The 23232-nt window shown below is 68.7% G+C and carries 15 protein-coding genes, 10 pseudogenes and 1 riboswitch; of the genes and pseudogenes, 9 read left to right on the top strand and 16 right to left on the bottom strand.

All coding sequences use genetic code 11. The features are described 5' to 3' along the window. Positions 1 to 168 precede the first annotated feature (168 nt). Complete coding sequence (locus BN4348_RS35605; RefSeq protein ID WP_066909885.1) at positions 169 to 864, top strand: metal-dependent transcriptional regulator; 696 nt, start codon at positions 169 to 171, stop codon at positions 862 to 864. Here the strand turns inward: BN4348_RS35605 and BN4348_RS35600 are convergent. Further along, positions 864 to 1265: pseudogene (locus tag BN4348_RS35600) on the bottom strand (DUF4192 domain-containing protein); the annotation flags it as partial. The gene BN4348_RS35605 and the pseudogene BN4348_RS35600 sit on opposite strands and share 1 nt — an antisense overlap. A gap of 114 nt (positions 1266 to 1379) precedes the next feature. On the opposite strand from BN4348_RS35600, the gene sthA reads away from it, so the two are divergent. Beyond that, positions 1380 to 2786, top strand: a complete 1407-nt coding sequence (sthA, locus tag BN4348_RS35595; protein ID WP_096866250.1) for a Si-specific NAD(P)(+) transhydrogenase — start codon at positions 1380 to 1382, stop codon at positions 2784 to 2786. A gap of 1 nt (position 2787) precedes the next feature. Here sthA and BN4348_RS35590 read toward each other — a convergent pair whose 3' ends face one another. Beyond that, positions 2788 to 3612: a trypsin-like serine peptidase gene (locus BN4348_RS35590; protein WP_407937894.1), complete on the bottom strand. Its 825-nt coding sequence runs from the start codon at positions 3610 to 3612 to the stop codon at positions 2788 to 2790. A 153-nt stretch (positions 3613 to 3765) separates the two neighbouring features. Between BN4348_RS35590 and BN4348_RS35585 the strand changes: the two genes are divergently transcribed. Genes BN4348_RS35585 through BN4348_RS35575 form a run of 3 tightly spaced genes read left to right on the top strand, consistent with a single transcriptional unit; the run spans position 3766 to position 6545 of the window. Next, positions 3766 to 4737: a proteasome assembly chaperone family protein gene (locus tag BN4348_RS35585; protein WP_066909872.1), complete on the top strand. Its 972-nt coding sequence runs from the start codon at positions 3766 to 3768 to the stop codon at positions 4735 to 4737. Between the two features lie 47 nt (positions 4738 to 4784). Then, on the top strand, positions 4785 to 5816 hold the full coding sequence (locus BN4348_RS35580; RefSeq protein ID WP_066909869.1) for an alpha/beta fold hydrolase: 1032 nt from the start codon (positions 4785 to 4787) through the stop codon (positions 5814 to 5816). Between the two features lie 33 nt (positions 5817 to 5849). Then, a complete protein-coding gene (locus tag BN4348_RS35575) occupies positions 5850 to 6545 on the top strand; it encodes a PhzF family phenazine biosynthesis protein (protein WP_066909866.1) in 696 nt (231 codons plus the stop codon). 8 nt (positions 6546 to 6553) lie between these two features. Here the strand turns inward: BN4348_RS35575 and BN4348_RS35570 are convergent, their stop codons facing one another. The 3 genes and pseudogenes from BN4348_RS35570 to BN4348_RS61150 form a co-directional block, all read right to left on the bottom strand. Beyond that, complete coding sequence (locus BN4348_RS35570; protein ID WP_066909863.1) at positions 6554 to 7048, bottom strand: peroxynitrite isomerase; 495 nt, start codon at positions 7046 to 7048, stop codon at positions 6554 to 6556. A gap of 9 nt (positions 7049 to 7057) precedes the next feature. Beyond that, positions 7058 to 7537 (bottom strand): transcriptional regulator NrdR, encoded by a 480-nt coding sequence (gene nrdR / locus BN4348_RS35565; RefSeq protein WP_066909860.1) that lies wholly within the window; start codon positions 7535 to 7537, stop codon positions 7058 to 7060. Positions 7538 to 7637: 100 nt separating this feature from the next. Next, positions 7638 to 7814: pseudogene (locus BN4348_RS61150) on the bottom strand (LysM peptidoglycan-binding domain-containing protein); the annotation flags it as partial. Between the two features lie 539 nt (positions 7815 to 8353). On the opposite strand from BN4348_RS61150, the pseudogene BN4348_RS59355 reads away from it, so the two are divergent. Continuing rightward, a pseudogene (locus BN4348_RS59355) lies at positions 8354 to 8428 on the top strand (transcriptional repressor LexA); the annotation flags it as partial. Positions 8429 to 8434: 6 nt separating this feature from the next. Here BN4348_RS59355 and BN4348_RS63060 read toward each other — a convergent pair. Next, positions 8435 to 8722: a sunset domain-containing protein gene (locus BN4348_RS63060; RefSeq protein WP_066909854.1), complete on the bottom strand. Its 288-nt coding sequence runs from the start codon at positions 8720 to 8722 to the stop codon at positions 8435 to 8437. 190 nt (positions 8723 to 8912) lie between these two features. Between BN4348_RS63060 and lexA the strand changes: the two are divergent. Continuing rightward, positions 8913 to 9416 (top strand): annotated as a pseudogene (lexA, locus tag BN4348_RS35550) (transcriptional repressor LexA); the annotation flags it as partial. Between the two features lie 6 nt (positions 9417 to 9422). On the opposite strand, the gene BN4348_RS35545 reads toward lexA, so the two are convergent. The 5 genes and pseudogenes from BN4348_RS35545 to BN4348_RS35525 form a co-directional block, all read right to left on the bottom strand. Further along, positions 9423 to 11519, bottom strand: a complete 2097-nt coding sequence (locus BN4348_RS35545) for an LGFP repeat-containing protein (RefSeq protein WP_407937893.1) — start codon at positions 11517 to 11519, stop codon at positions 9423 to 9425. Positions 11520 to 11942: 423 nt separating this feature from the next. Next, complete coding sequence (locus tag BN4348_RS35540; RefSeq protein ID WP_066909848.1) at positions 11943 to 13091, bottom strand: acyl-CoA dehydrogenase family protein; 1149 nt, start codon at positions 13089 to 13091, stop codon at positions 11943 to 11945. Between the two features lie 33 nt (positions 13092 to 13124). Beyond that, a pseudogene (gene dapF / locus BN4348_RS35535) lies at positions 13125 to 13757 on the bottom strand (diaminopimelate epimerase); the annotation flags it as partial. Further along, positions 13706 to 14428: pseudogene (locus BN4348_RS35530) on the bottom strand (HflX-like GTP-binding protein); the annotation flags it as partial. The pseudogenes dapF and BN4348_RS35530, both read right to left, overlap by 52 nt. 26 nt (positions 14429 to 14454) lie before the next feature. After that, positions 14455 to 14828, bottom strand: a pseudogene (locus BN4348_RS35525) (tRNA (adenosine(37)-N6)-dimethylallyltransferase); the annotation flags it as partial. Positions 14829 to 14840: 12 nt separating this feature from the next. Between BN4348_RS35525 and BN4348_RS35520 the strand changes: the two are divergent. Next, positions 14841 to 15935 (top strand): annotated as a pseudogene (locus BN4348_RS35520) (DUF349 domain-containing protein); the annotation flags it as partial. A gap of 34 nt (positions 15936 to 15969) precedes the next feature. Here BN4348_RS35520 and BN4348_RS35515 read toward each other — a convergent pair. The 5 genes and pseudogenes from BN4348_RS35515 to recA all read right to left on the bottom strand — a co-directional run. Further along, positions 15970 to 16827, bottom strand: a pseudogene (locus BN4348_RS35515) (DMT family transporter); the annotation flags it as partial. A gap of 816 nt (positions 16828 to 17643) precedes the next feature. Further along, a pseudogene (locus BN4348_RS35505) lies at positions 17644 to 18030 on the bottom strand (Rv2732c family membrane protein); the annotation flags it as partial. Beyond that, positions 18027 to 19550 carry a tRNA (N6-isopentenyl adenosine(37)-C2)-methylthiotransferase MiaB gene (miaB, locus tag BN4348_RS35500; protein ID WP_211145686.1) on the bottom strand — a complete coding sequence of 508 codons (1524 nt, stop codon included), beginning with the start codon at positions 19548 to 19550 and terminating at the stop codon, positions 18027 to 18029. The pseudogene BN4348_RS35505 and the gene miaB, both read right to left, overlap by 4 nt. A gap of 52 nt (positions 19551 to 19602) precedes the next feature. Further along, the gene (recX, locus tag BN4348_RS35495; RefSeq protein WP_066909839.1) at positions 19603 to 20121 is read right to left on the bottom strand and encodes a recombination regulator RecX; all 519 of its coding nucleotides are present in this window, start codon (positions 20119 to 20121) and stop codon (positions 19603 to 19605) included. Beyond that, positions 20087 to 22231, bottom strand: a complete 2145-nt coding sequence (gene recA / locus BN4348_RS35490; protein WP_066909836.1) for an intein-containing recombinase RecA — start codon at positions 22229 to 22231, stop codon at positions 20087 to 20089. Before recA ends, recX begins: the two co-directional genes overlap by 35 nt. 168 nt (positions 22232 to 22399) lie before the next feature. After that, positions 22400 to 22529, top strand: a riboswitch (cobalamin riboswitch). Positions 22530 to 22569: 40 nt separating this feature from the next. On the opposite strand from recA, the gene BN4348_RS35485 reads away from it, so the two are divergent. Beyond that, the coding region (locus tag BN4348_RS35485) for a (2Fe-2S)-binding protein (protein WP_096866112.1) at positions 22570 to 23232 on the top strand (663 nt) is incomplete at its 3' end.

Raw genomic sequence — 23232 nt, 5'->3', positions numbered from 1 at the left:
GCGACCCGCGGCGCCCGGCCGACGCCGCGCTCGCGATCGCCGCCAGAGCCAAACAGCCAGAGACGGTATGCCCGCCGCGTCACGCGGCGGGCATACTGCTTGCCGGGGACGCGTTACACCCATTCGCGCAGCTTGCCAAGTAGACTCGGCGTCAATGGAGGGTGCTGGATGAACGAGCTGGTTGATACCACCGAGATGTACCTGCGAACCATCTACGACCTCGAGGAAGAGGGCGTGACGCCGCTGCGCGCCCGGATCGCCGAACGGCTCGAGCAGAGCGGTCCGACCGTCAGCCAGACCGTGTCCCGCATGGAGCGGGACGGGCTCCTCCACGTCGCCGGGGACCGCCACCTGGAGCTCACCGACAAGGGCCGGGCGCTGGCCATCGCCGTGATGCGCAAGCACCGCCTGGCCGAACGACTGCTCGTCGACGTCATCGGGGTGCCGTGGGAGGAAGTGCACGCCGAGGCATGCCGGTGGGAACACGTGATGAGCGAGGAGGTCGAACGCCGGCTGGTCAAGGTGCTCAACAACCCGACCACTTCCCCGTTCGGCAACCCGATTCCGGGTCTGTTGGACCTTGGCGTGGGCCCGGATTCCGGCTCCGGCGAGGCCAACCTGGTCCGGCTGACCGAGCTGCCCGCCGGATCGCCGGTCGCGGTGGTCGTCCGGCAGCTCACCGAACACGTCCAGGGGGACATCGACCTGATCACCCGGCTGAAGGACGCCGGCGTGGTGCCCAACGCGCGGGTGACCGTCGAGACCAGCCCGGGCGGGGGCGGGGTCACCATCCTCATCCCGGGCCACGAGAACGTCACCCTGCCGCACGAGATGGCCCACGCCGTCAAGGTCGAGAAGGTCTGAGANGCGCCGCAGCGGTCCACGCAATGCCAGCGGCCGCCGAGGGCCACCCGGTCCACCACGTGCGCGGCCCACAGCTGAATGTCGTGCTGCGCCAAGGCGTCTGCGAGCACCGCGCACAGCTGCCGGTGTTCCTCGTTGCACCCGGGGCAGTGCGCGCCGTCGGCGTCGACGATCACCGCGATCACGGCCTCGGGTTCGGCGGCGGCCGCGATCGCGGCCAGGTGGCCCACCCGGTCGGTCACCTCCTCGGACAGATCGACCCGCAGCACGGACCCCATTTCGCCGCCGTCCAGCGACACCAAGACCAGTGAATTCTCCGGAACGAAGCCGAGAACGGCCGGTAGCGCGGCGATCAGCGCCCCGGGGCGGTTGAGCTCGAAATCAGGTTGATGCGTCGTCATGGGCACCAACGCTGACGGCCGACACCGTCAGGCCGTGCCCGCGCGACGGGAGCGCGCCGCTCGTCTGTGGAGAAAGTCTGGACTGTGGGCCTTATCGTCTATCTCATGGGTTCGATGCAGGAGTACGACATGGTCGTCATCGGTTCGGGACCGGGCGGCCAGAAGGCCGCCATCGCCTCGGCCAAGCTGGGCAAATCCGTCGCCATCATTGAACGCGGCCGGATGCTTGGCGGCGTCTGCGTCAACACGGGCACGATCCCGTCAAAGACGTTGCGCGAGGCGGTTCTTTACCTCACCGGGATGAACCAGCGCGAGCTCTACGGGGCCAGTTACCGCGTCAAGGACCGGATCACCCCGGGCGACCTGCTGGCGCGGACCCAACACGTGATCGGCAAGGAAGTCGACGTGGTGCGCAACCAGCTGATGCGCAACCGGATCGACCTGCTGGTCGGTCACGGCCGCTTCGTCGACCCGCACACCATCGTCGTGGAAGACCCGGGCCGCCGCGAAATGACCACTGTCAGCGGCGAATACGTCGTCATCGCCACCGGCACCCGGCCGGCGCGGCCGTCCGGCGTGGAGTTCGACGAGGACCGGGTGCTCGACTCCGACGGGATCCTCGATCTCAAGACGCTGCCGGGCTCGATGGTCGTCGTCGGCGCCGGCGTGATCGGCATCGAGTACGCGTCCATGTTCGCCGCCCTGGGCACCAAGGTCACGGTCGTCGAAAAGCGCGACGACATGCTGGACTTCTGCGACCCCGAGGTGGTCGAGGCGCTCAAGTTCCACCTGCGCGACCTGGCGGTGACGTTCCGGTTCGGCGAGGAGGTCACCGCCGTCGACGTCGGCGCCGCGGGCACCGTCACCACGCTGGCCAGCGGCAAGCAGATTCCCGCCGAGACCGTCATGTACTCCGCCGGCCGCCAGGGCCAGACCGATCACCTCGACCTGGAAAACGCCGGCATCGAGGTCGAGGGGCGCGGGCGGATCTGGGTCGACGACAAGTTCAGGACCAAGGTGGAGCACATCTACGCCGTCGGCGACGTCATCGGGTTCCCCGCCCTGGCCGCGACCTCGATGGAACAGGGCCGGCTCGCCGCCTACCACGCGTTCGGGGAAGCGTGCGATGGCATCACCGACCTGCAGCCCATCGGCATCTATTCGATCCCCGAGATCTCCTACGTCGGGGCCACCGAGGTGGAGCTGACCAAGAGCTCGGTCCCCTACGAGGTGGGGGTGGCGCGATACAAGGAGCTGGCCCGCGGCCAGATCGCCGGCGACTCCTACGGGATGCTCAAGCTGCTGGTGTCCACCGAGGACCGCAAGCTGCTCGGGGTGCACATCTTCGGCACCAGCGCCACCGAGATGGTGCACATCGGGCAGGCCGTGATGGGCTGCGGCGGCACCGTCGACTACCTGGTCGACGCGGTGTTCAACTATCCGACCTTCTCCGAGGCCTACAAGGTCGCGGCGCTGGACGTGACCAACAAGATGCGGGCGCTGTCCCAGTTCCGCCGCTGACTCAGCAGCTGTCGTCGAGGTCGTTGGGCACCGGGTCGCCCGGACCGCCGGCCTCGGCGCGGGCCAGCAACTGCGCGGTCTGGGCGTCGAACGGCGCCGAGTACGACACGTTGGGGGCGCACCCGCCGCGCTCGAAACCGCCGATCACCCCGGTGAGCGTGGTGCCGCTGACCCACGGCGCGCCGCTGGTGCCGTCCACCAGCCCCTCGCACGTCAACGACGGAAATCCGCTGTCGTTGAGCGAGGTGGTGGCCTGGCAACCGATGGGCGAGCCCCCGACCCCGGCCGCGTACCCGAGCACCGTGACGTGGCTGCCCGGAGGCGGTGCGATGCCCAGCGTCAGCGCCAACCCGGCATGCGATTCGACCGAACCACCGGCGTCGTTGCTGACCCGCGCGATCGCGTAATCCGCGTGCGGGTCCTTGCCGGCGGTCCAGCGCGGATCGAGGTAAACGGCGTCGGCTCTCCAGACGTCCGCGGGCGGCGGCGCGGCGTCACCGGCGAACCCGGGGACGAAGGTGATCTTGGCGGCTCCCGCCAGGCAGTGCGCCGCCGTCATCACCAGGTTCCCGGCCCCCGAATGCACCACCGCACCCGTGCACACGTGCAGGGGGCCGTCGTTGATGAAGATCGCGCCGACCCGCCTGTCCGGGTCGACGGGACGCGCGACGGCCCGCTGCTGGGGCTGGCTGAGCCGTTGCACCGGCGCGGTCGCCACGTCGGCGGAGACGATCGGGCGCGCGGCGGGCTCGGCGGGCCTGGTGCACGACGTCAACAACGTCGCCAGGCCAACCCCCGAGCAAAGCAGCACCGTCGATATGCGCATTTGGTGTCCATCATGCCTGACCATGGGGCGGCGGGCCGAGTTGAACCCGCCGGGACGCTCCGCGCCCGCTTCGGTGTTTCGTTAGGGGTGCCCGTTGATTCGGGGGACACTTGTTAGGGCACCCTGGAGAGATTCCCGAGAGGAGGAAGCCCGATGGCGCGCCATCACAGTCCGGACGACGGCGACTATCAGCCAGGCCAGCCCGGCATGTACGAGCTGGAGTTTCCGGCACCGCAGTTGTCGACGGCCGACGGCCAGGGCCCGGTGCTGGTGCACGCCTTGGAGGGCTTCTCCGACGCGGGTCACGCGATACGCCTGGCCTCCACCCATCTGAAGGCTGCGCTGGACGCCGAGCTGGTGGCGTCGTTCGCGATCGACGAACTGCTGGATTACCGCTCGCGGCGGCCGTTGATGACGTTCAAGACCGACCACTTCACCCATTACGACGACCCGGAGCTGAGCCTGTACGCGCTGCGCGACAGCGTCGGCACCCCATTTCTGCTGCTGGCCGGCATGGAGCCCGACCTGAAGTGGGAGCGTTTCATCACCGCGGTGCGCCTGCTGGCCGAGCGGCTGGGCGTGCGGCGCACCATCGGCCTGGGCACCGTCCCGATGGCCGTTCCGCACACCCGCCCGATCACGCTGACGGCGCATTCCAACAACAAGGAACTCATCTCCGACTTCCAGCCCTGGATCTCGGAGATCCAGGTTCCGGGCAGCGCGTCCAACCTGCTGGAATACCGGATGGCACAGCACGGTCACGACGTCGTCGGCTTCACCGTGCACGTCCCGCACTACCTGACCCAGACCGACTACCCCGCCGCCGCCCAGGCGCTGCTCGAGCAGGTCGCCAGGAGCGGATCGCTCGAGCTGCCGCTGTCGGCGCTGACCGAGGCCGCGGAAGAGATCCGGGCCAAAATCGACGAACAGGTCCAGGCGAGCGCGGAAGTGGCTCAAGTGGTGGCCGCGCTCGAGCGCCAGTACGATGCCTTCATCGACGCTCAGGAGAACAGGTCGTTACTGACTCGCGACGAGGACCTGCCTAGCGGCGACGAGCTTGGCGCCGAGTTCGAGCGATTCCTTGCCCAGCAGGCAGAGAAGAAGAACGACGACGACCAAACTTGAGACTCTTTAAAACGCCCACAGCCCGGGCCGACACCAAGGTTGGCGAGATGACCGAGCGCAAGCGCAAGAGCAACCTTCGCCCGGTGCGCGAAGTGACCGCGCCGACGCTCGAGTTCCGCACCATCCACGGCTACCGGCGGGCCTACCGGATCGCGGGTTCCGGCCCGGCGATCTTGCTGCTGCACGGCATCGGTGACAACTCCACCACCTGGAATGCCGTGCAGGCCAAGCTCGCCCAGCGGTTCACCGTCATCGCCCCCGACCTGCTGGGCCACGGGAAATCCGACAAGCCGCGCGCCGACTACTCGGCGGCCGCCTACGCGAACGGAATGCGCGACCTGCTGTCCGTTCTCGACATCGAGCGGGTGACGATCATCGGCCACTCGCTGGGCGGCGGGGTGGCCATGCAATTCGCCTACCAGTTCCCGCATTTGGTCGACCGGCTGATCCTGGTCGCCGCGGGCGGCGTCACCAAGGACGTCAACGTCGTCTTCCGGCTGGCCTCGTTGCCGATGGGCAGCGAGGCGCTGGCGCTGCTGCGGCTGCCGCTGGTGCTGCCGGCGGTTCAGCTGGCGGGGAAGCTGGCCGGGCTGGCGATCGGATCGACCGCGCTGGGCCACGACCTGCCCAACGTGCTGCGCATCCTCGACGACCTGCCGGAGCCGACGGCCTCGGCGGCGTTCAGCCGGACACTGCGGGCGGTGGTGGACTGGCGCGGGCAGATCGTGACGATGCTGGACCGATGTTATTTGACCGAGGCCATCCCGGTTCAGATCGTCTGGGGCACCAAGGATGTGGTGGTCCCCGTCCGGCACGCCTGGATGGCGCACGCAGCGATGCCCGGCTCGCGCCTGGAGATCTTCGAGGGCTCGGGCCACTTCCCGTTCCATGACGACCCGGCCCGCTTCATCGACGTCGTGCAGCGCTTCATCGACAGCACCCAACCCGCCCAATACGACCAGGCCGCCCTTCGCGCGCTGCTTCGCACCGGGGGCGGCGAGAAGACCGTCACCGGCCCGGCCGACACCCGCGTCGCGGTGTTGAACGCCATGGGCTCCGACGAGCGCAGCGCCACCTGATAATTGCGTTGACCCGGCCCGTACAGTCGGGGCATGGGCATCGATGTGACGGTGGTGCGCGTGTTCACCGACGCGGACGGCAATTTCGGCAATCCGCTCGGCGTGGTCCCCGAAAGCCCGGCGGCCCGGGTCGGATCCGCGGACCGGCAGCGGCTTGCGACCCAATTGGGTTACAGCGAAACGGTATTCATCGACCTTCCGGCCGCCGGCGCGACCACCGCGCACGCGAAGATTTACACTCCACGCACCGAACTTCCGTTCGCCGGGCACCCGACCGTCGGCGCGGCGTGGTGGCTGCGCGAGAACGGCTGGCCGATCAAGACGCTGCAGGTGCCGGCCGGCCTGGTGCAGGTGAGCTATCCGGGCGAGCGGACCCGGATCAGTGCCCGTTCCGAGTGGGCCCCGGAGTTGGCGATCCACGAATTCGATTCCGCGGATGACGTTTTGGGCGCCGACCCGGCCGACTTCCCGGTCGACGTCGCGCACTACCTGTGGGCCTGGGTCGATCGATCGGCGGGGTCGCTGCGTGCGCGGGGCTTCTTCGCGAACGTCGGCGTGCCGGAGGACGAGGCCACCGGGTCCGCGGCGATGCGGCTCACCGACTACCTCAGCCGCGACCTGCACATCACGCAGGGCAACGGGTCGGTCATCGAAACCACGTGGAACGCCGAGGGCTGGGTGGGCGTGGCGGGGCGCGTCGTCAACGACGGTGTCAGGCAGGTCGACTGACGCGCGGTTCAGCGCTGCCGGTGCAGGACCGCGTCGAGGTGATCCTGCAGGGGCCGGCCCACCGCGCCCATCCGCACGGAGTAGGACAGCTCGTCGCCGTCGATGCGGAACGAACGGCCAAGCGCGGTCACCTCTTTGGCGGTCGGGGTCAGCCCGATCGATCCGCCGGCACTCGTCGACATCTCGACTTCGATGACGTCGCCCGCCACCGAGTAGGTGCCCACTTCGATTTCGGTGATGCCGCTGGGATGGGCCAAAACCAGCTCGACTTCGCCCGGTCGCGGCGCCCGCAGAAATCCCGTCTCGGCGTGCAGCGGTTTGCCGTCGGCGACCGCCCTGGTCTTTTGCGCGTAGGCCAAAAACGGCTTACCCACATGGGAAAACACGACTTCCTCGAAGTAGTCGAAGGGCTGGATCGTCGGGTACTTGCCCGAACCCCGACCGGCCCAGGTCCCCAGCAACGGCGCCAGCGCCTCTAGATCGGGATGCAGATCGGACGGCATGACGACAGCCTAGCGAGCGGCCGGTTCCGGATCGGTGGACACGTTGCGGTGCGCGCGCAGCGCCTCGATCTCGCGCTCGAAATCCTCTGCGGAGGAGAACGACCGGTACACCGAGGCGAATCGCAGATAGGCCACCTCGTCGAGGTCGCGCAAGGGACCCAGGATGGCCAGGCCGACCTCGTGGCTCGGCACCTCGGGCGACCCGGCGGCGCGCACGGTGTCTTCCACTTGCTGGGCAAGCAGATTCAGCGCGTCGTCGTCGACCTGGCGGCCCTGGCAGGCCCGGCGGACCCCGCTGATGACCTTTTCCCTGCTGAAGGGCTCGGTGACACCGCTGCGTTTGACGACGGCCAGCACCGCCGTTTCGACGGTGGTGAAGCGCCGCCCGCACTCGGGGCACGACCGGCGGCGCCTGATGGCCTGGCCTTCGTCGGTTTCCCGCGAGTCGATCACCCGGGAATCGGGATGGCGGCAGAACGGACAGTGCATGACCGCTCCTTCGCCGTGCTCACATCCGGGGTCGCAGAACACCCCGAGCGTACCCGTGCGCTCCCCCGCTCGGCATCGCCACCTTGTCGCGCTTCGCGCGTCAGCCGACCGGCGCGATCAGCGTCTGACCCGCGGCGACGGAGGGCGAGTTCAGGTCGTTGAGTTCGCGAATCCGCTGCGCCACCTGGCGGGCAGGCGCGTCCGGCGCCACCCGGTGGGCCACATCCTGCAGGGACTCGCCGGGTTCGACGCGCACGACGGCGAGCCGATCCGGCACCGCGGCGNCGCCGGGCGGCCTGGGCGGACCCGGCCTGCGAGAGCGCGCCAGCCCATCCCGGCCGTTGCGGAGCCCCGGCACCGGCCCGTTGACCGGGCGCCGAACGCCGCTGGTACGCGGCGCGACTGTGTGGATGATTGTCATCTGCGTTCCTCCGGTCAACTCATGCTCGCTCGTGTGTTCGACTATAGTCGCTCGTGTGTTCGATACCCGAACATTTGAGCGAAGCGTGTCGGACGAGCAAAACGCTAGAGCACGCCACCGACAACTTTCGGGGCGTGACCAATGACATGGCCTTGAAATACCCGATCGATCGAAGAGTTACACCTTTGTTATTCACCCCGCCCGGCGCCTGCTGCCGGTCAGTTTTCGCCACCGCGACACGCCAGTCGAACACATGTTTGATTCTTCGGCGCGCTGCGGCTACATTCGGTGCATGAGCGACAGCAACGACACCCCATCAAGCAGCTCGCATCCCGTGGACTCATCGCTGACCGAACGGCAGCGCACCATCCTGAACGTCATCCGCGAATCGGTCNCCGGCGTTCGACCCCATCCCGGGCAACGACGCGACCGTGCTCGGCAAAGTCGTCACGGTGATCCGCAAGGTCTAGCGCCGCTCAGTCGGCCTTGACGAAGCCGTTGGCCTGCGCGACTTCTTCGCTGGACAGCCAGAATTCGGCCAGGGTGTCGTCATAGAGCGGGCTTTCGGGCGTGTAGTACAGGCCGAAGCTCGCGCTGGCCTTGATCGGATAGCCGTCGGGTACCTGGTAGGGATCGTCCAGCGGCAGGCGGATCGTCGGGCGCCCAGCGACCGCCGGCGCCGCGCCGGCCGCTTCCGGGCCCCCGGACGGTTCCTCGTCGTCCGCGGCCGCGTGGTGTCGCCCGATGCGGGATTCGCCGCCCACCGCCAAGGCCTCGGCCGCCTCGGGACCGACGGTCTCGGGTAGCTCGGCGTCTTCCGCGGCGGCGTCCGGGTGGCCGGCCTGCTCGTAGCGCGTGTCCTCGTAGGCGACGTCCTCGTAGACGGTGTCCTCGTAGGCCGCGTCCTCGTAGGCCGCGTCCTCGTAGGCGGCGTCGTCGGCGATTTCGGGATAGCCCGCCTCGGTGAGGGCGGCCGCCGAGACGATGGGGATGGAATCCGTGTCCACCGCGTCGGGATCTTCGTCCTCGGCAACGAGGCCCTNGGCGCCGGTCACCGAGGTCGCCGGGTCGGACGCGCTGCCCGAACCCACGTATGTCCCGGTGCTCGGCCGCATCGCGGCCGGTGGGCCGATCCTCGCCGAAGAGGCGGTCGAGGACGTCTTCCCGCTGCCCCGCGAGTTGGTCGGCGAGGGCACGCTGTTTTTGCTCAAGGTGGTGGGCGACTCCATGGTCGAGGCCGCGATCTGCGACGGCGACTGGGTGGTGGTGCGTCAGCAGCACGTCGCCGACAACGGCGACGTCGTCGCGGCGATGATCGACGGCGAGGCCACCGTCAAGACGTTCAAGCGCGCGGGCGGTCAGGTGTGGCTGATGCCGCACAACCCGGCGTTCGACCCCATCCCGGGCAACGACGCGACCGTGCTCGGCAAAGTCGTCACGGTGATCCGCAAGGTCTAGCGCCGCTCAGTCGGCCTTGACGAAGCCGTTGGCCTGCGCGACTTCTTCGCTGGACAGCCAGAATTCGGCCAGGGTGTCGTCATAGAGCGGGCTTTCGGGCGTGTAGTACAGGCCGAAGCTCGCGCTGGCCTTGATCGGATAGCCGTCGGGTACCTGGTAGGGATCGTCCAGCGGCAGGCGGATCGTCGGGCGCCCAGCGACCGCCGGCGCCGCGCCGGCCGCTTCCGGGCCCCCGGACGGTTCCTCGTCGTCCGCGGCCGCGTGGTGTCGCCCGATGCGGGATTCGCCGCCCACCGCCAAGGCCTCGGCCGCCTCGGGACCGACGGTCTCGGGTAGCTCGGCGTCTTCCGCGGCGGCGTCCGGGTGGCCGGCCTGCTCGTAGCGCGTGTCCTCGTAGGCGACGTCCTCGTAGACGGTGTCCTCGTAGGCCGCGTCCTCGTAGGCCGCGTCCTCGTAGGCGGCGTCGTCGGCGATTTCGGGATAGCCCGCCTCGGTGAGGGCGGCCGCCGAGACGATGGGGATGGAATCCGTGTCCACCGCGTCGGGATCTTCGTCCTCGGCAACGAGGCCCTCATGACCCCGGCTCCAACTGACCCGCCCGGCGTCGGCCGCCGGCTGCTCTTCGGCCGGGAAGTGGTCGGTCGCGAGCTCGGCATCGTCATGCCCCCAGCGCGCGTCGGCCGGCACCCCGTAGCCGCCGTGCACGTCGCGCTCGGGCTCGTAGGCGGGGGCGGCGGCGATGGCGCCGCGGCGGGCGCGACGCCGACGCAATCCGAATGTCAGCAACGCCGACAGCAGGATCAGCACCAGCACGCCGATGGCGGCCGGCAGCCACCACCGTTGCCAGGCGAACTTCTTGCCGTGGGAGGGCATCGCCGCGGTGCTCGGCTGATTCTGCCCCGACACCTGCAGGCCGGACAGCAACGGAGCCAGGTTCGACGGCTCGGTGGCGAACGAGTTCTTCGCACGGTTCCACGAGATCTTGCCGCCGGTGAACTGCTGCGAGACGACGTCGCCGTCCACGGCCTGATCGCCGACCGGGGCACCCAGCTTGCCGCTGGGGCCGCGCAGCTTGTCCCACGCGGCCTTCATCGCGCCGCGCACCACGAATGCGCCGTGGTCGGGGGTCCAGAAGATCACCGGCTTGTCGGCCGCCGCGAAGGTGGCGATCCGGCTGGACGGGCCGAGGCCCCCGTCGGACTCGTTCGTGGTGGGGAAACCGAGGTCGCTGCCCGCCGGCCCGCCCAGTGACTCGTACTTGGCCAGGATGTCGCTCTCGAGGGCGTTCGCGCCGGTGGCCGGGTTGAAGTAGACCTTGCCGCCGGCGAAGTTCTGGGCGATCCCATCGCCGCCGATGGGATACGTTCCGCCCTGCTTGGCGCCCAGCGGGCCGGTGGCCCCGCCGGCCGCCCGCCACGCCATGTTGATGGCGGCGGCCGGGTCGATCGCCACCTGCAGGCCCTTGAGTTGGTCGGCCAGCGGCGCCGGATTGGTGGCGAACTCCTTGGTCTTGCGGTTCCAGGAGATCTCGCCGCCGCTGAACTTCTGGGAGGTGACCTCACCGTTGTAGGTTTCGTCCCCGGTCGGCGCCCCCAGCACGCCGCCCGAGCTGCCCAGCTTGTCCCAGGCCGCGTTCATCGCGCCGCGCACCACGAAGGCGCCGTGGTCGGGCGTCCAGAAGATCACCGGCTTGTCGCTTGCCGAGAAGGTGGCCACCCGGCTGTCCGGTCCGGCCAGGCCGGGAACTTCGTTGATCGTCGGGAACCCCAGATCGCTGCCGGCCGGACCGCCCAGCGCCTCGTATTTGTCCAGGATGGGGCCGTAGACGAACCTGGCACCGGTGTCGGTGGTGTAGAACATCTTGCCGCCGTCGAAGTCCAGCGCGAATCCGTCGCCGGCGGGGTAGACGTCACCCTTCCGGGCGCCCAGCGGCGAGGTGTCGCCGCCGGCCTTCTCCCAGGCCGCCATCATGGCGGCCTCGGCGTCGCCGATCGGCGACGCGGAGACGGACGGCGCCAGCAGTGCGGCCGCCAGCACCGCGGTCGCCATGCCGACCAGCGCGCGCCCGACCAGCTTGCGCATTCGACCTCTCTGCCCGTTCACCAAGCCTCCGATGGATAGGCCCCTATCCCCGGCCATGACCGCACCTAAACCCTTGACGAACCGCATTATCGCCGGGCTCGCATAACTTTGCCCCGGCCGACATGCAATGCGAAGTCAAATTGGAAATAGTACGGAAACGGAGACCGCGCCGATGTCGAAATGATGCCGGGGCGCGCCCCGGTTGCAATCGACCCCGCTCACCAGCGCCGCGATCGCCGAGGCGGCGATGTGTGACTACGCAGTCGATATACGAGAAACACATGCGCCGACGGTACGCGAGGCCGTTAGCTGGTCAGCGAACTACCCGGCGAAATGGCCGATTAGGCCATTCATTATTTGGCGGGCTAGCTAGCCGGCGGCACCCACGTTGCGCCGTGTTATCCGCGCAGGAAGTCGCGATTGTCTTGCGCCGCAACATGATTGCTAGACACCGAGGCTGCGGCCGATGATCTCTTTCATGATCTCGGTGGTGCCGCCGTAGATCGTCTGCACCCGGGCGTCGAGATAGGCTCGGGCGACCGGGTATTCGCGCATGTAGCCGTAGCCGCCGTGCAGCTGCAGGCACCGGTCGATCAGGTGCACCTGCTTTTCGGTGGAGTACCACTTGGCCATGGCGGCCTGTTCGGCGGTCAGCTTGTGGTCGAGGTGCAGGCGGACGAACTCGTCGACCATCATCCGCACCACGGTGGCCTCGGTGGCCAGTTCGGCGAGCATGAAGCGGCTGTTCTGGAAACTGCCGATCGGCTTGCCGAAGGCCTTGCGCTCCTTCGCATATTGCAGGGTCTGCTCCAGCACGCCTTCCATCGCCGCGACGGCCATGATGGCGATCGAGATCCGCTCCTGTGGCAGGTTCTGCATCAGGTAGATGAATCCCATGCCCTCCTCGCCCAGCAGGTTTTCGGCCGGGACGTGCACGTCGGTGAACGACAGCTCGGCGGTGTCCTGCGCGTCCAGGCCGATCTTGTCCAAGTGGCGGCCGCGTTCGAAGCCCTCCATGCCGCGTTCGACCACGAGCAACGAGAAGCCTTGCGCGCCTTTGTCCGGATCCGTTTGGGCGACGACGATCACCAGGTCGGAGTTGATCCCGTTGGTGATGAACGTCTTTGCGCCGTTGAGCACGTAGTGGTCGCCCTGCTTGACCGCGCGCGTCTTGATGCCCTGCAGGTCGCTGCCGGTGCCCGGCTCGGTCATGGCGATCGCGGTGATGATCTCCCCGCTGCAGAACTTGGGCAACCAGCGCTGCTTCTGCTCTTCGTTGGCCAGCGACAGCAGATACGGCGCAATGATGTCGTTGTGCAGGCCGAAGCCGATCCCGCTGTACCGGCCGCGGGTGGTCTCCTCGGTGACGATCGTGTTGTACCGGAAGTCGGAGTTGCCGCCACCGCCGTACTCCTCGGGCACCGCCATGCCCAGAAAGCCCTGCTTTCCGGCCTCCAGCCACACGCCGCGGTCGACGATCTTGGCCTTCTCCCATTCCTCGTGGTACGGCGCCACGTGGCGATCCAGGAAGCCGCGGTAGGACTCGCGGAACAATTCGTGCTCCGGCTCGAAAAGCGTGCGNGCAATTTGCAATAGTGCACGCTAAATCGGTGCGGCGCACCTGATTTAACGCTCCTGGGCGCGCCACCATTCCTCGCTGATCTCGCCGCGGGCCACCAGCACCGACGGTCCGCGCAGGTAGCTCGTGGCGTCGGTGATGGTCACCACGACGTCGCCGCCGGGCACCCGCACGGTCAGGGTTCCGGTGTCGGCCCCCGCGTCGGCCAGCGCGGCCACGGCGGCCGCGACCGTTCCGGTGCCGCACGAGCGGGTTTCGCCCACGCCGCGTTCGTGGACCCGCATCGTGACCACTCCCCCGACCGCAGCGGTGAGCACCTCGACGTTGACGCCGTCCGGGAACCGGGCGCGGTCGAACCGCACGGGCGCTCCCACGTCCAGGGCCGCGAGCCCCTCGGCGTCCAGTTGCGGGTCGACGCAGGCCAGGTGTGGGTTGCCGACGTCGATCGCCAGGCCGGTGAACCGCCTGCCGCCGACGACTGCCTCCCCACTGCCGGCCCGGTTCGCCTTGCCCATGTCGACGGTGACGTCGGCGTCGGTCTGGCCGGCGCGGTGCAGGGTGACCGGGCGCGGGCCGGCCAGCGACCCGACGACGAACTCGTCGCGCGATTCCAGGCCGCAGGCCCGCAGGTAGTGCGCGANTGCTTCATGTCCTGGACCTCGCGGCGCAGCTTGGCCATCCGTTCCCGGATGCGGCGACGGCCGGGCTCGATCTTGGTCTCACCGGGACCGCGCAAACCCACGCCGCCGCCGCTGCCACCGGCGCGGCCGCCGGCCTGCCTCGACATCGACTCGCCCCAGCCGCGCAGCCGGGGCAGCATGTACTCCATCTGGGCCAGCGACACCTGCGCTTTGCCCTCCCGGCTGGTGGCGTGCTGGGCGAAGATGTCCAGGATCAGCGCGGTGCGGTCGATGACCTTGACCTTGACGGCCTTTTCCAGCGCGGTCAGCTGCGCCGGGGACAGCTCGCCGTCGCAGATGACGGTGTCGGCGCCGGTGGCCAGGACCACCTCGCGCAGCTCGGCGGCCTTGCCGGAGCCGATGTAGGTCGACGGGTCGGGCCGATCGCGGCGCTGGATGAGCCCCTCGAGCACCTGCGACCCGGCGGTTTCGGCGAGGGCCGCGAGCTCGGCCATGCTGGCCCGGTTGTCGGCGGCGCTGCCCTCGGTCCACACGCCCACCAGCACCACGCGCTCCAGGCGCAGCTGGCGGTATTCGACCTCGGAAACGTCGGCGAGTTCGGTGGACAGCCCGGCGACCCGGCGCAGCGCCGATCGGTCTTCGAGGGCGAGTTCGCCCGCGCTGGGCTCGAGATCCGGCCGGTCGTAAAAGGGAGTTTCGGAATGTGTCATAGGCAATTTGCAATAGTGCACGCTAAATCGGTGCGGCGCACCTGATTTAACGCTCCTGGGCGNCCCAGCTCGGCGTGCAGCTCGCCCACCCCCACCTCGGCGAGCCGCCGCTCCCAGCGCGCGCGCACCGCGGGGTCGGTCGCGGGAAACGACCAGCCGTCGAGCAGGGATTGGACGTAGAGCATCGAGCCGCCCACGATCACCGGCACCGCGCCCCGGGCCATGATCGCCTCCACGTCCGCGGCGGCGGCCTGCTGATAGCGGGCGACGGTCGCCGTCTCGGTGACGTGCAGGACGTCGAGCTGATGATGGGCAATGCCGCGGCGCGCCTCGACCGGCAGCTTGGCGGTGCCGATGTCCATCCCGCGATACAGCTGCATCGCGTCGGCGTTCACGATCTNGTGACGAGAGGATGACGGCCGACGAGCCAGGCAGCACCGCTTCGCCCAGGCCGGTGCCGCGACCGGGACCGCGGCCCGGTCCCCGCCCGATGAGCCCGGGGCCACGACCCACCACCCCCTACCCGCTGGCCACGCACCCGACCAGCGACCCGCACCGGTTCGGACGCGTCGACGACGACGGCACGGTCTGGCTGATCAGCTCGGCCGGCGAGCGCATCGTCGGCTCCTGGCAGGCCGGCGATCCCGAGGCCGCCTTCGCCCACTTCGGCCGCCGATTCGACGACCTGAGCACCGAGATCACCCTCATGGAGGAACGGCTGGCCTCCGGCACCGGGGACGCGCGCAAGATCCGGGCCAACGCCTCCGCGCTGGCCGAAACGTTGCCGACCGCGACCGTGCTGGGCGACATCGACGCGCTTTCCGCCCGGCTGACCGGCCTCCTCGATCACGCCGACGCGGCCATCGCCGAAGGCCGCTCCAAACGCGAGGAGCACCGGGCCGCCCAGACCGCGCGCAAGGAGGCGCTGGCCGCCGAGGCCGAGGACCTGGGCGCCAACTCCACGCAGTGGAAGGCCGCCGGTGACCGGCTGCGGGCGATCCTCGACGAGTGGAAGACGATCAGCGGCCTGGACCGCAAAGTCGACGACGCGTTGTGGAAGCGGTATTCGGCCGCGAGGGACGCCTTCAACCGGCGGCGGGGATCCCATTTCGCCGATCTGGACCGGGAGCGCTCGGGGGTCAAGCAGTCGAAGGAACGGCTCTGCGAGCGCGCCGAAGAATTGTCCGATTCGACGGACTGGACCGCCACCAGCGCGGAATTCCGCAAGCTGCTGACCGAGTGGAAGGCGGCCGGGCGGGCGACCCGGGATGTCGATGACGCGCTGTGGCGCCGCTTCAAGGCCGCGCAGGACTCATTCTTCACCGCCCGCAACGCCGCCGCGGCGGAGAAGGACGCCGAGTTCCAGGCCAACGCCACCGCCAAGGAGGCGCTGCTGGCCGAGGCGGAAAAGCTCGACACCAGCAACCCCGACGCGGCGCGGGCGGCGCTGCGGTCCATCGCCGACAAGTGGGACGCGATCGGCAAGGTGNCGGCGGGTCGCCGGGCAGCGTGTCGCCCTTCAGGTCTCGCCCGGTGCCGGCCGCCATCGAGGCGGCCTCGCCCCGGGCCAGCGCCACCGTCGCGATGATGACCAACGCCACCGACGAGACCAGCGCAAGCGCCGCGGGCCCGCTGGCCCGAAGCGTCTCGCCGAGCACGGTAACCCCGAGCACACCTGCCACCACGGGCTTGGCCACGGTCATGGTGGGCAGGGACGAGGTGAGCGCGCCGGCGCGAAAGGCGGACTGCTGGAAAACCATCCCGCACAAAGCCACCAGCAGCCACGGCACGAACTCCGGCATGCGCAGCACGCCGCCGGGCCCCCTTTCGGCCACCTCGACGACGCCCTTCGTCAGCACCGCGAACAGCGCCAGCGACGAACCCGCCACCACCGCCAGCAGTATCGCCGCGACCGGACGGCCCTTCCAGATCCGGGCCCCCAGCACACACAGCACCAGCGTGGGACCCATCACCGCGGCCACGATCATCCACGTCGACAGCGAAGCCCGCTGCTGACCGGAGCGCGGGTCGCCGACGATGATCACGACCGCCAGCGCCGCGGCCAGCACCACCGCCCACACCCACTCCCAGCGGGTCACCCGGATGTGGGTCAGCCGCGCATAGATCGGCAGCGCGAACAGCAGCGCGGTCACCTGCAGCGCCGTCACCAACACCACCGATCCCCACGCCAGGGCGGCGGCTTGCAAGCTGTAGTTGACGATCGCCGCGAGCCCGCCCAACCACCACCGCTTGTCCCGCAACGACATCCGGAAGAGCTCGAGGTGGCCTACTTCCTGGTCGGTGATCTCCTGCGCCGAGCGCTGCCGGATCACATCGCCGACAGCGGAAGCCAGCGCCGCGCACAACGCAATCAGCGCCGCGACGTCTACTTTCGTCATGCGAACCCCCTCACCGGCGTTCCGAGCAGCATTCCCTTGGACACTGCGTGTACACGCGCTGTTCGATCAGAATTCAGCGACCACTGTAGTGCGACGGCGCCGGGCTCAGCCCCTCAGCGGCCCCGACGGCCCATCAATACTGCGCCCGCAGCAAACCGTTGTACAGCGCAACGACGGCTACCCGCGGCATCCAGCGCACCTCGCTCATCCCACCAGAAACTCCACTCGCTTCCGCCACGCTACCGGGCGGCACGGCGGCGCCCTATGACCCAAGCTGCGGTGGAACCGAACCGTTATCCGTCCCGGCGCCGCCAAGAGGTAGCGGCGCGACGCCCGCCGTCCTGCTTGAATACTGTGGGAACGAGTCGAGGAGCGAACGGGAGCCGCCACGCGCGGCAGGCGCGCGGGACATCACCGCGCAAGAGGTTTGGAAGGTGGTGACGAGAGGATGACGGCCGACGAGCCAGGCAGCACCGCTTCGCCCAGGCCGGTGCCGCGACCGGGACCGCGGCCCGGTCCCCGCCCGATGAGCCCGGGGCCACGACCCACCACCCCCTACCCGCTGGCCACGCACCCGACCAGCGACCCGCACCGGTTCGGACGCGTCGACGACGACGGCACGGTCTGGCTGATCAGCTCGGCCGGCGAGCGCATCGTCGGCTCCTGGCAGGCCGGCGATCCCGAGGCCGCCTTCGCCCACTTCGGCCGCCGATTCGACGACCTGAGCACCGAGATCACCCTCATGGAGGAACGGCTGGCCTCCGGCACCGGGGACGCGCGCAAGATCCGGGCCAACGCCTCCGCGCTGGCCGAAACGTTGCCGACCGCGACCGTGCTGGGCGACNCCGCCAGCAGCCCGGCGCCGGACGCGATCGCCGAACCCGCCAGCGCGACCCACGCCAGCGCCCAGCGCCGCGTCATCAGCGCCAGCGTCGAGCACCCCACACCGAACACCAGCGCCAGCCACGCGAACACCCGCGACGGCAGGGCCACCGCGGCGGTGCCGGCGTCGTGGCTGGAAAACAGCACGTCCCATCCCCGCACGTCGCCGGTGTGCGGCAAGGCGAACGAACCCAGCAGCACGAACACCAGGATCGCGACCACCAAAGCCCTTGGCCCGGGATCGATCTCGCGCGCCACCCGGCGTTCAACGGCCTCGATTTCGGTTCGCAAAGCGTCGATGTCTGCGTGTTCTTTCTTCATCGGGGGCACCCCAGCGGTTCTAGCGGTTGCAGCGGTTCAGTGGACGGCCCGACGGCGGGCATGCCGAGACCGATCGTGCCCGGGCGCCGCCCGGCGGCGTGCGCATCACCCGCCCGGGTGCGGCGGTGGCTGCGGATTCCCGCGTCGGCGACGAGGTGATGCGGGGCGGCGCCGGTGACGACCGCGGTGACGATGTCGCCCGGGCGGACCCCCTCGTTCGAGGTGAAGTGCACCAGCCTGCCGTCGCGGGCCCGGCCGGTCCTGCGGGCCGTGCGGGCGTCCTTGCGTCCTTCACCGGTGGCGACCAGCAATTCGACGGCCTGCCCGATCAGCGCTTGATTGCCCTGCAGCGAGATCTGCTCCTGCACCTCGACCAGCCGCTCGTAGCGTTCCTGCACAACGGCTTTCGGCAGCTGGCCGCCGAATTCGGCGGCGGGGGTGCCGGGCCGTTTGGAGTACTGGAAGGTGAACGCCGCCGCGAACCGCGCCTGCCGCACGACGTCGAGGGTGGCGGCGAAGTCCTCTTCGGTTTCGCCGGGGAATCCGACGATCAGGTCCGTGGTGATCGCCGCGTGCGGCATGGCCGCCCGGACCCGCTCGATGATCCCCAGATACCGCTCGGCGCGGTACGACCGCCGCATCGCCCGCAGCACCCGGTCGGATCCCGACTGCAGCGGCATGTGCAGGGCCGGGCAGACGTTCGGCGTCTGGGCCATCGCCTCGATGACGTCGTCGGTGAACTCGGCCGGGTGCGGCGAGGTGAACCGCACGCGTTCCAGCCCGTCGATGCGCCCGCAGGCCCGCAGCAGCTCGGCGAAGGCGCCGCGATCGCGGGGCAGCGCCGGGTCGGCGAAGGACACCCCGAAGGCGTTGACGTTCTGGCCCAGCAGGGTGACCTCCAGCACGCCGTCGGCCACCAGCGAGCGCACCTCGGCCAGGATGTCGCCCGGGCTGCGGTCGACCTCCTTGCCGCGCAGCGCCGGGACGATGCAGAACGTGCAGGAGTTGTTGCATCCCACGGAGATGGAAACCCAGGCGGCGTAGGCGGATTCGCGGGCGCTGGGCAGCGACGACGGGAACTGCTGCAGCGCCTCGGCGATCTCCACCTGCGCCGCGTTGTTGTGCCGGGCCCGGTCGAGCAGCGCCGGCAGCGATCCGATGTTGTGCGTGCCGAAGACGACATCGACCCATGGCGCCTTGCTCAGCAGCGCGTCCCGGTCCTTCTGGGCCAGGCAGCCGCCGACCGCGATCTGCATGTCGGGGTTGCCGCGCTTGCGCGGCGCCAGGTGGCTGAGGTTGCCGTACAGCTTGTTGTCGGCGTTCTCGCGGACGGCGCAGGTGTTGAAGACCACGACGTCGGCGTCGGCGCCGTCGGCGGCCCGGCGGTAACCGGCCGCCTCCAGCAGGCCTGCCAAGCGCTCGGAGTCGTGGACGTTCATCTGGCAGCCGTAGGTGCGCACCTGATAGGTGCGCGCCCCCGAAACATCTCGGGCCGCCGGCGAAGTCACGGGGGAAGTCACCCGGCCATGGTACGGCGAGCATCCGGCGGGCGAGAAACCGCACGTCACAAGGCTAGACGCAGCGGCGCTCCCGTTCGGCGGCCAGTTCGCCGAGGACCACCTCGCACGCGAGGTTTTGGCTGTAGCCGCGCCGGGCCAGCATCGCCACCAGCCGACGGCTGACTTTCGCTTCGTCGCTCAGTGTCTCGCGGCGCAGCTTGGCCCGCACCAGCTGCTCGGCGCGGTCGCGCTCGGCCCCGGCGTTGATCCCACCCAGCACCGCGCTGATCACGTCGTTGTCGACGCCCTTGCTGTGCAACTCGGCGGCCAGGGCACGCTTGCTCTTGCCCGCTCTAGCCCGGCGGGACTGCACCCACTGTTCGGCAAACTCGGCATCGTCTACCAGGCCGACGGCGGCCAGCCGGTCAAGCACCCGGTCGCTGACGTCGTCGGGGTATCCGCGTTTGGCCAGCTGACCGGACAGCTCGGCCCGCGTGCGCGATCTCGCGGTGAGCAGGCGCAGGCACAGCGCCCGCGCCTGCTCGTCGCGGGAGGGCTCAGAAATCGACGGGGGCGGGCAGGACACTGTCAGCGGAAGAGTCGTCGGTCACCACCGCGCCGATGCCGAGCTTTTCCTTGATCTTTTTCTCGATCTCGTTGGCGACGTCGGCGTTCTCCATCAGGAAGGTGCGGACGTTCTCCTTGCCCTGGCCGAGCTGCTCGCCCTCGTAGGTGAACCACGACCCGGACTTGCGGATGAAGCCCTGATCCACACCCATGTCGATCAGCGAACCCTCACGGCTGATGCCCTTGCCGTAAAGGATGTCGAACTCGGCCTGCTTGAACGGCGGCGACACCTTGTTCTTGACGACCTTGACCCGGGTGCGGTTGCCGACCGCGTTGGTGCCGTCCTTGAGTGTCTCGATCCGCCGCACGTCCATGCGCACCGACGCGTAGAACTTCAGCGCCTTTCCACCCGTGGTGGTTTCGGGCGAGTTATGCACCATCACGCCGTCAACGAAATAGTTGTGATTGCCCTCAACCTCGATATCGAACCGATTCATTGACCGGGTTTGCGGCTTCACATGAACATCGAGAATGCGGGCTGGCACCAACTGCTGCGTGGGTTCGATGAACTGCGGCGTTACCGTTCCTTGACCACGGAATCGCGGCAATAGCTTGTAGTCCATGGACGGCGCAATGTATTGCGCGACCAGTTCCTGGAATTTCGTTGTGGCCGCTGTGGAGAACACCAGCACTGCCTTGCCAGCTGAGCCGGCGTGCCGCAGCCGCACATCCAAACCGTATGAATCACGCAGATAGTCGCGCAACCGCACACGCGTGCCCTCGGTCATGGCTTCGACGCAGATCTCAATGCGGCCGCTGCCGCCAATAGTACGTTCCTGCAATCCCTTGGAACGCAAGACGAATGAGCCGTCATCCATGTACCAAATAGCCAAAGCCAGCGGCGTTAGCGCCTTAAGGTACTCCTCAGACAAGAACTTCTTGCCGTCTCCGAGATAAACCGCGCGTTGTAATTCGGCGAGTTCTGGTAGTGGGGTGAAGTCGACAAAGCTCGCGCCCTTGGCGTTCTCCCGCACCGTGTGCCGAATGTTGCCCATTAGCCCGGTCTTCCACCGTAGGTACTCCACCTGCTTGGCGCCATGTCCCAGCCGAAAACGGACACCGTTGCGATCGCGCCGATTAGACGAGAGGTTGCCGTCGCCCATCAGCGATCCCAGCACCACTTGGAACTGCTGCTCGCTGAGCAGATGCGGCTCAGTTGCCAGCACGCGGTCACCGGTAAAGAGGTCGCCTGCTTCTTTCCAGCCACTCGGTGTGCGAATAAGGTGGTTGGGCGTCGCCGCGAATTGCGACTTGCCATTGCCGCCGGACTTCTCGACGGTGAACTGGAGAAACTGTTCGGCCGGTCCGTTATTGAACCAGTTCACTACCTTGCGGGGCACAATCCGATCCGTCTTCGGGTCGTAGGACAGCACCTCGACGTCCATTTTGTTGTTGACAATCTTGCCGATCTTTTCGGTGGAGCCGTCGGCAAGAGTCACTCGGGTGGAGTAATTCATGCAGCCGAACATCACGCCGATCTTTTCGCGGAGCTGGTTGATGAAGATCGCCGTGGTTCCCGAGTTGTTGAGCGCGCCGGTCATTTTGCGCAGCGCCTGGCTCATCAGCCGGGCCTGCAGGCCGACGTGGCTGTCCCCCATCTCGCCTTCGAGTTCGGCGCGCGGCACCAGGGCCGCCACCGAGTCGATGACCAGGACGTCCAGCGCGCCGGAGCGGATCAGCATGTCGGCGATCTCCAGGGCCTGCTCACCGGTGTCGGGCTGGCTGACCAGCAGCGAATCCGTGTCGACGCCGAGCTTCTTGGCGTAGTCCGGGTCCAGGGCGTGCTCGGCGTCGATGAACGCCGCGACGCCGCCGGCGGCCTGGGCGTTGGCCACCGCGTGCAGCGCGACGGTGGTCTTACCGGAGGACTCCGGGCCGTAGATCTCCACGACCCGGCCGCGGGGCAGGCCGCCGATGCCCAGGGCCACGTCCAGTGCGATGGATCCGGTCGGGATGACCGAGATCGGCTGACGCATCTCGTCGCCGAGACGCATCACCGAGCCTTTGCCGTAGCTCTTTTCGATCTGGGCCATCGCCAGTTCGAGAGCCTTTTCGCGGTCGGGGGCTTGCGTCATGGTGCCTCTTCCTATCGTCGGTGTGTTCTTCTGACCGGTATCGGTCGGTTGGCCGTGACACTAGAGAAGGCCACCGACAAGTCGGCGTGCAGAACGCTCACCACAGTAGCCGAACACCTGTTCGACTCAAGCTTGACACGCCGTGTGCGTGGCGTGTGGCAATATTTGCTACCGAAAGGCGCTGACGGGCCACACCCCTTGAGGAAACCGGTGCGAATCCGGTGCGGTCCCGCCACTGTGACCGGGAAGGGCATGCCCGACCCGAGAGCCAGATACTCACCGTCAGCGCTTCCTCACGAGAACTGGGGCGGATTTCCCCTAAAGAGGACTGGTTGCGCATGGACATCTCGGCTGAGCTGGCCGAAATATCTTCCTACAAAGGCTTTTTCGCGCTCACGGTGGGCGGCGAACCCGCGGGGTGGCAACCGGTGAAGCAGTCCTACACCGACGGCTTCGCCGACTTGATCGACACCACCGCCCGGCGGTATCACACGTCGGACCTGCGGATCGGCGCCTCGCTGGTGCACCTCGGCCACGCCACCCGGTTGTGGTCACCCGTGCTCGCGTGCGCGCTGGGCCACGGCGTCGTTCCGGACCTCAAAGACCTGCAGCGCGCCGACGGCGGGGCGCAGCTGCGGATGCCCAAACCCCTCGGCCGGGCGGTCGACCCGCCGTCGGCGAAGTTGCTGTACCGCCTCGTGGTCACACAGCACATGAACCCGTTCGCCGCGGGGCTGCGGGTCAAGCTGGCGCCCGCCCTGCTGGCCGGCAACATCGCGTCCGCGCTCGTCGGCGCGGCCCGGGCACTGCTGGTCGCCCGCCCGGACCTGCGGCCCGCGATCGTCGCGACGACGGAGGCACTGCTGGACAGCGGCGTGCTGGCCGGTTCCGGCGTCCTCACCGGCCCGCATCTCGCGTTCCGGCGCCATAGCTGCTGCCTGTTCTACCGCGTGCCGGGGCGGTCCGTGTGCGGCGATTGCGTGTTTCGGCGGGACCGGCGG

The organism is Mycobacterium interjectum (assembly GCF_900078675.2).
Classification (GTDB): domain Bacteria; phylum Actinomycetota; class Actinomycetes; order Mycobacteriales; family Mycobacteriaceae; genus Mycobacterium; species Mycobacterium interjectum.
The sequence above is the reverse complement of the archived record's forward strand: the minus strand, read 5'-3'. Positions and strand labels throughout refer to the sequence as shown.

Coding starts and splice junctions, on each gene's coding strand:
- BN4348_RS35605 (WP_066909885.1), top strand. CDS start 169: ATGAACGAGCTGGTTGATACCACCGAGATGTACCTGCGAACCATCTAC.
- recA (WP_066909836.1), bottom strand. CDS start 22,231: ATGACGCAAGCCCCCGACCGCGAAAAGGCTCTCGAACTGGCGATGGCC.
- BN4348_RS35580 (WP_066909869.1), top strand. CDS start 4,785: ATGACCGAGCGCAAGCGCAAGAGCAACCTTCGCCCGGTGCGCGAAGTG.
- BN4348_RS35575 (WP_066909866.1), top strand. CDS start 5,850: ATGGGCATCGATGTGACGGTGGTGCGCGTGTTCACCGACGCGGACGGC.
- BN4348_RS35570 (WP_066909863.1), bottom strand. CDS start 7,048: ATGCCGTCCGATCTGCATCCCGATCTAGAGGCGCTGGCGCCGTTGCTG.
- BN4348_RS35585 (WP_066909872.1), top strand. CDS start 3,766: ATGGCGCGCCATCACAGTCCGGACGACGGCGACTATCAGCCAGGCCAG.
- BN4348_RS35590 (WP_407937894.1), bottom strand. CDS start 3,612: ATGCGCATATCGACGGTGCTGCTTTGCTCGGGGGTTGGCCTGGCGACG.
- nrdR (WP_066909860.1), bottom strand. CDS start 7,537: ATGCACTGTCCGTTCTGCCGCCATCCCGATTCCCGGGTGATCGACTCG.
- sthA (WP_096866250.1), top strand. CDS start 1,380: ATGCAGGAGTACGACATGGTCGTCATCGGTTCGGGACCGGGCGGCCAG.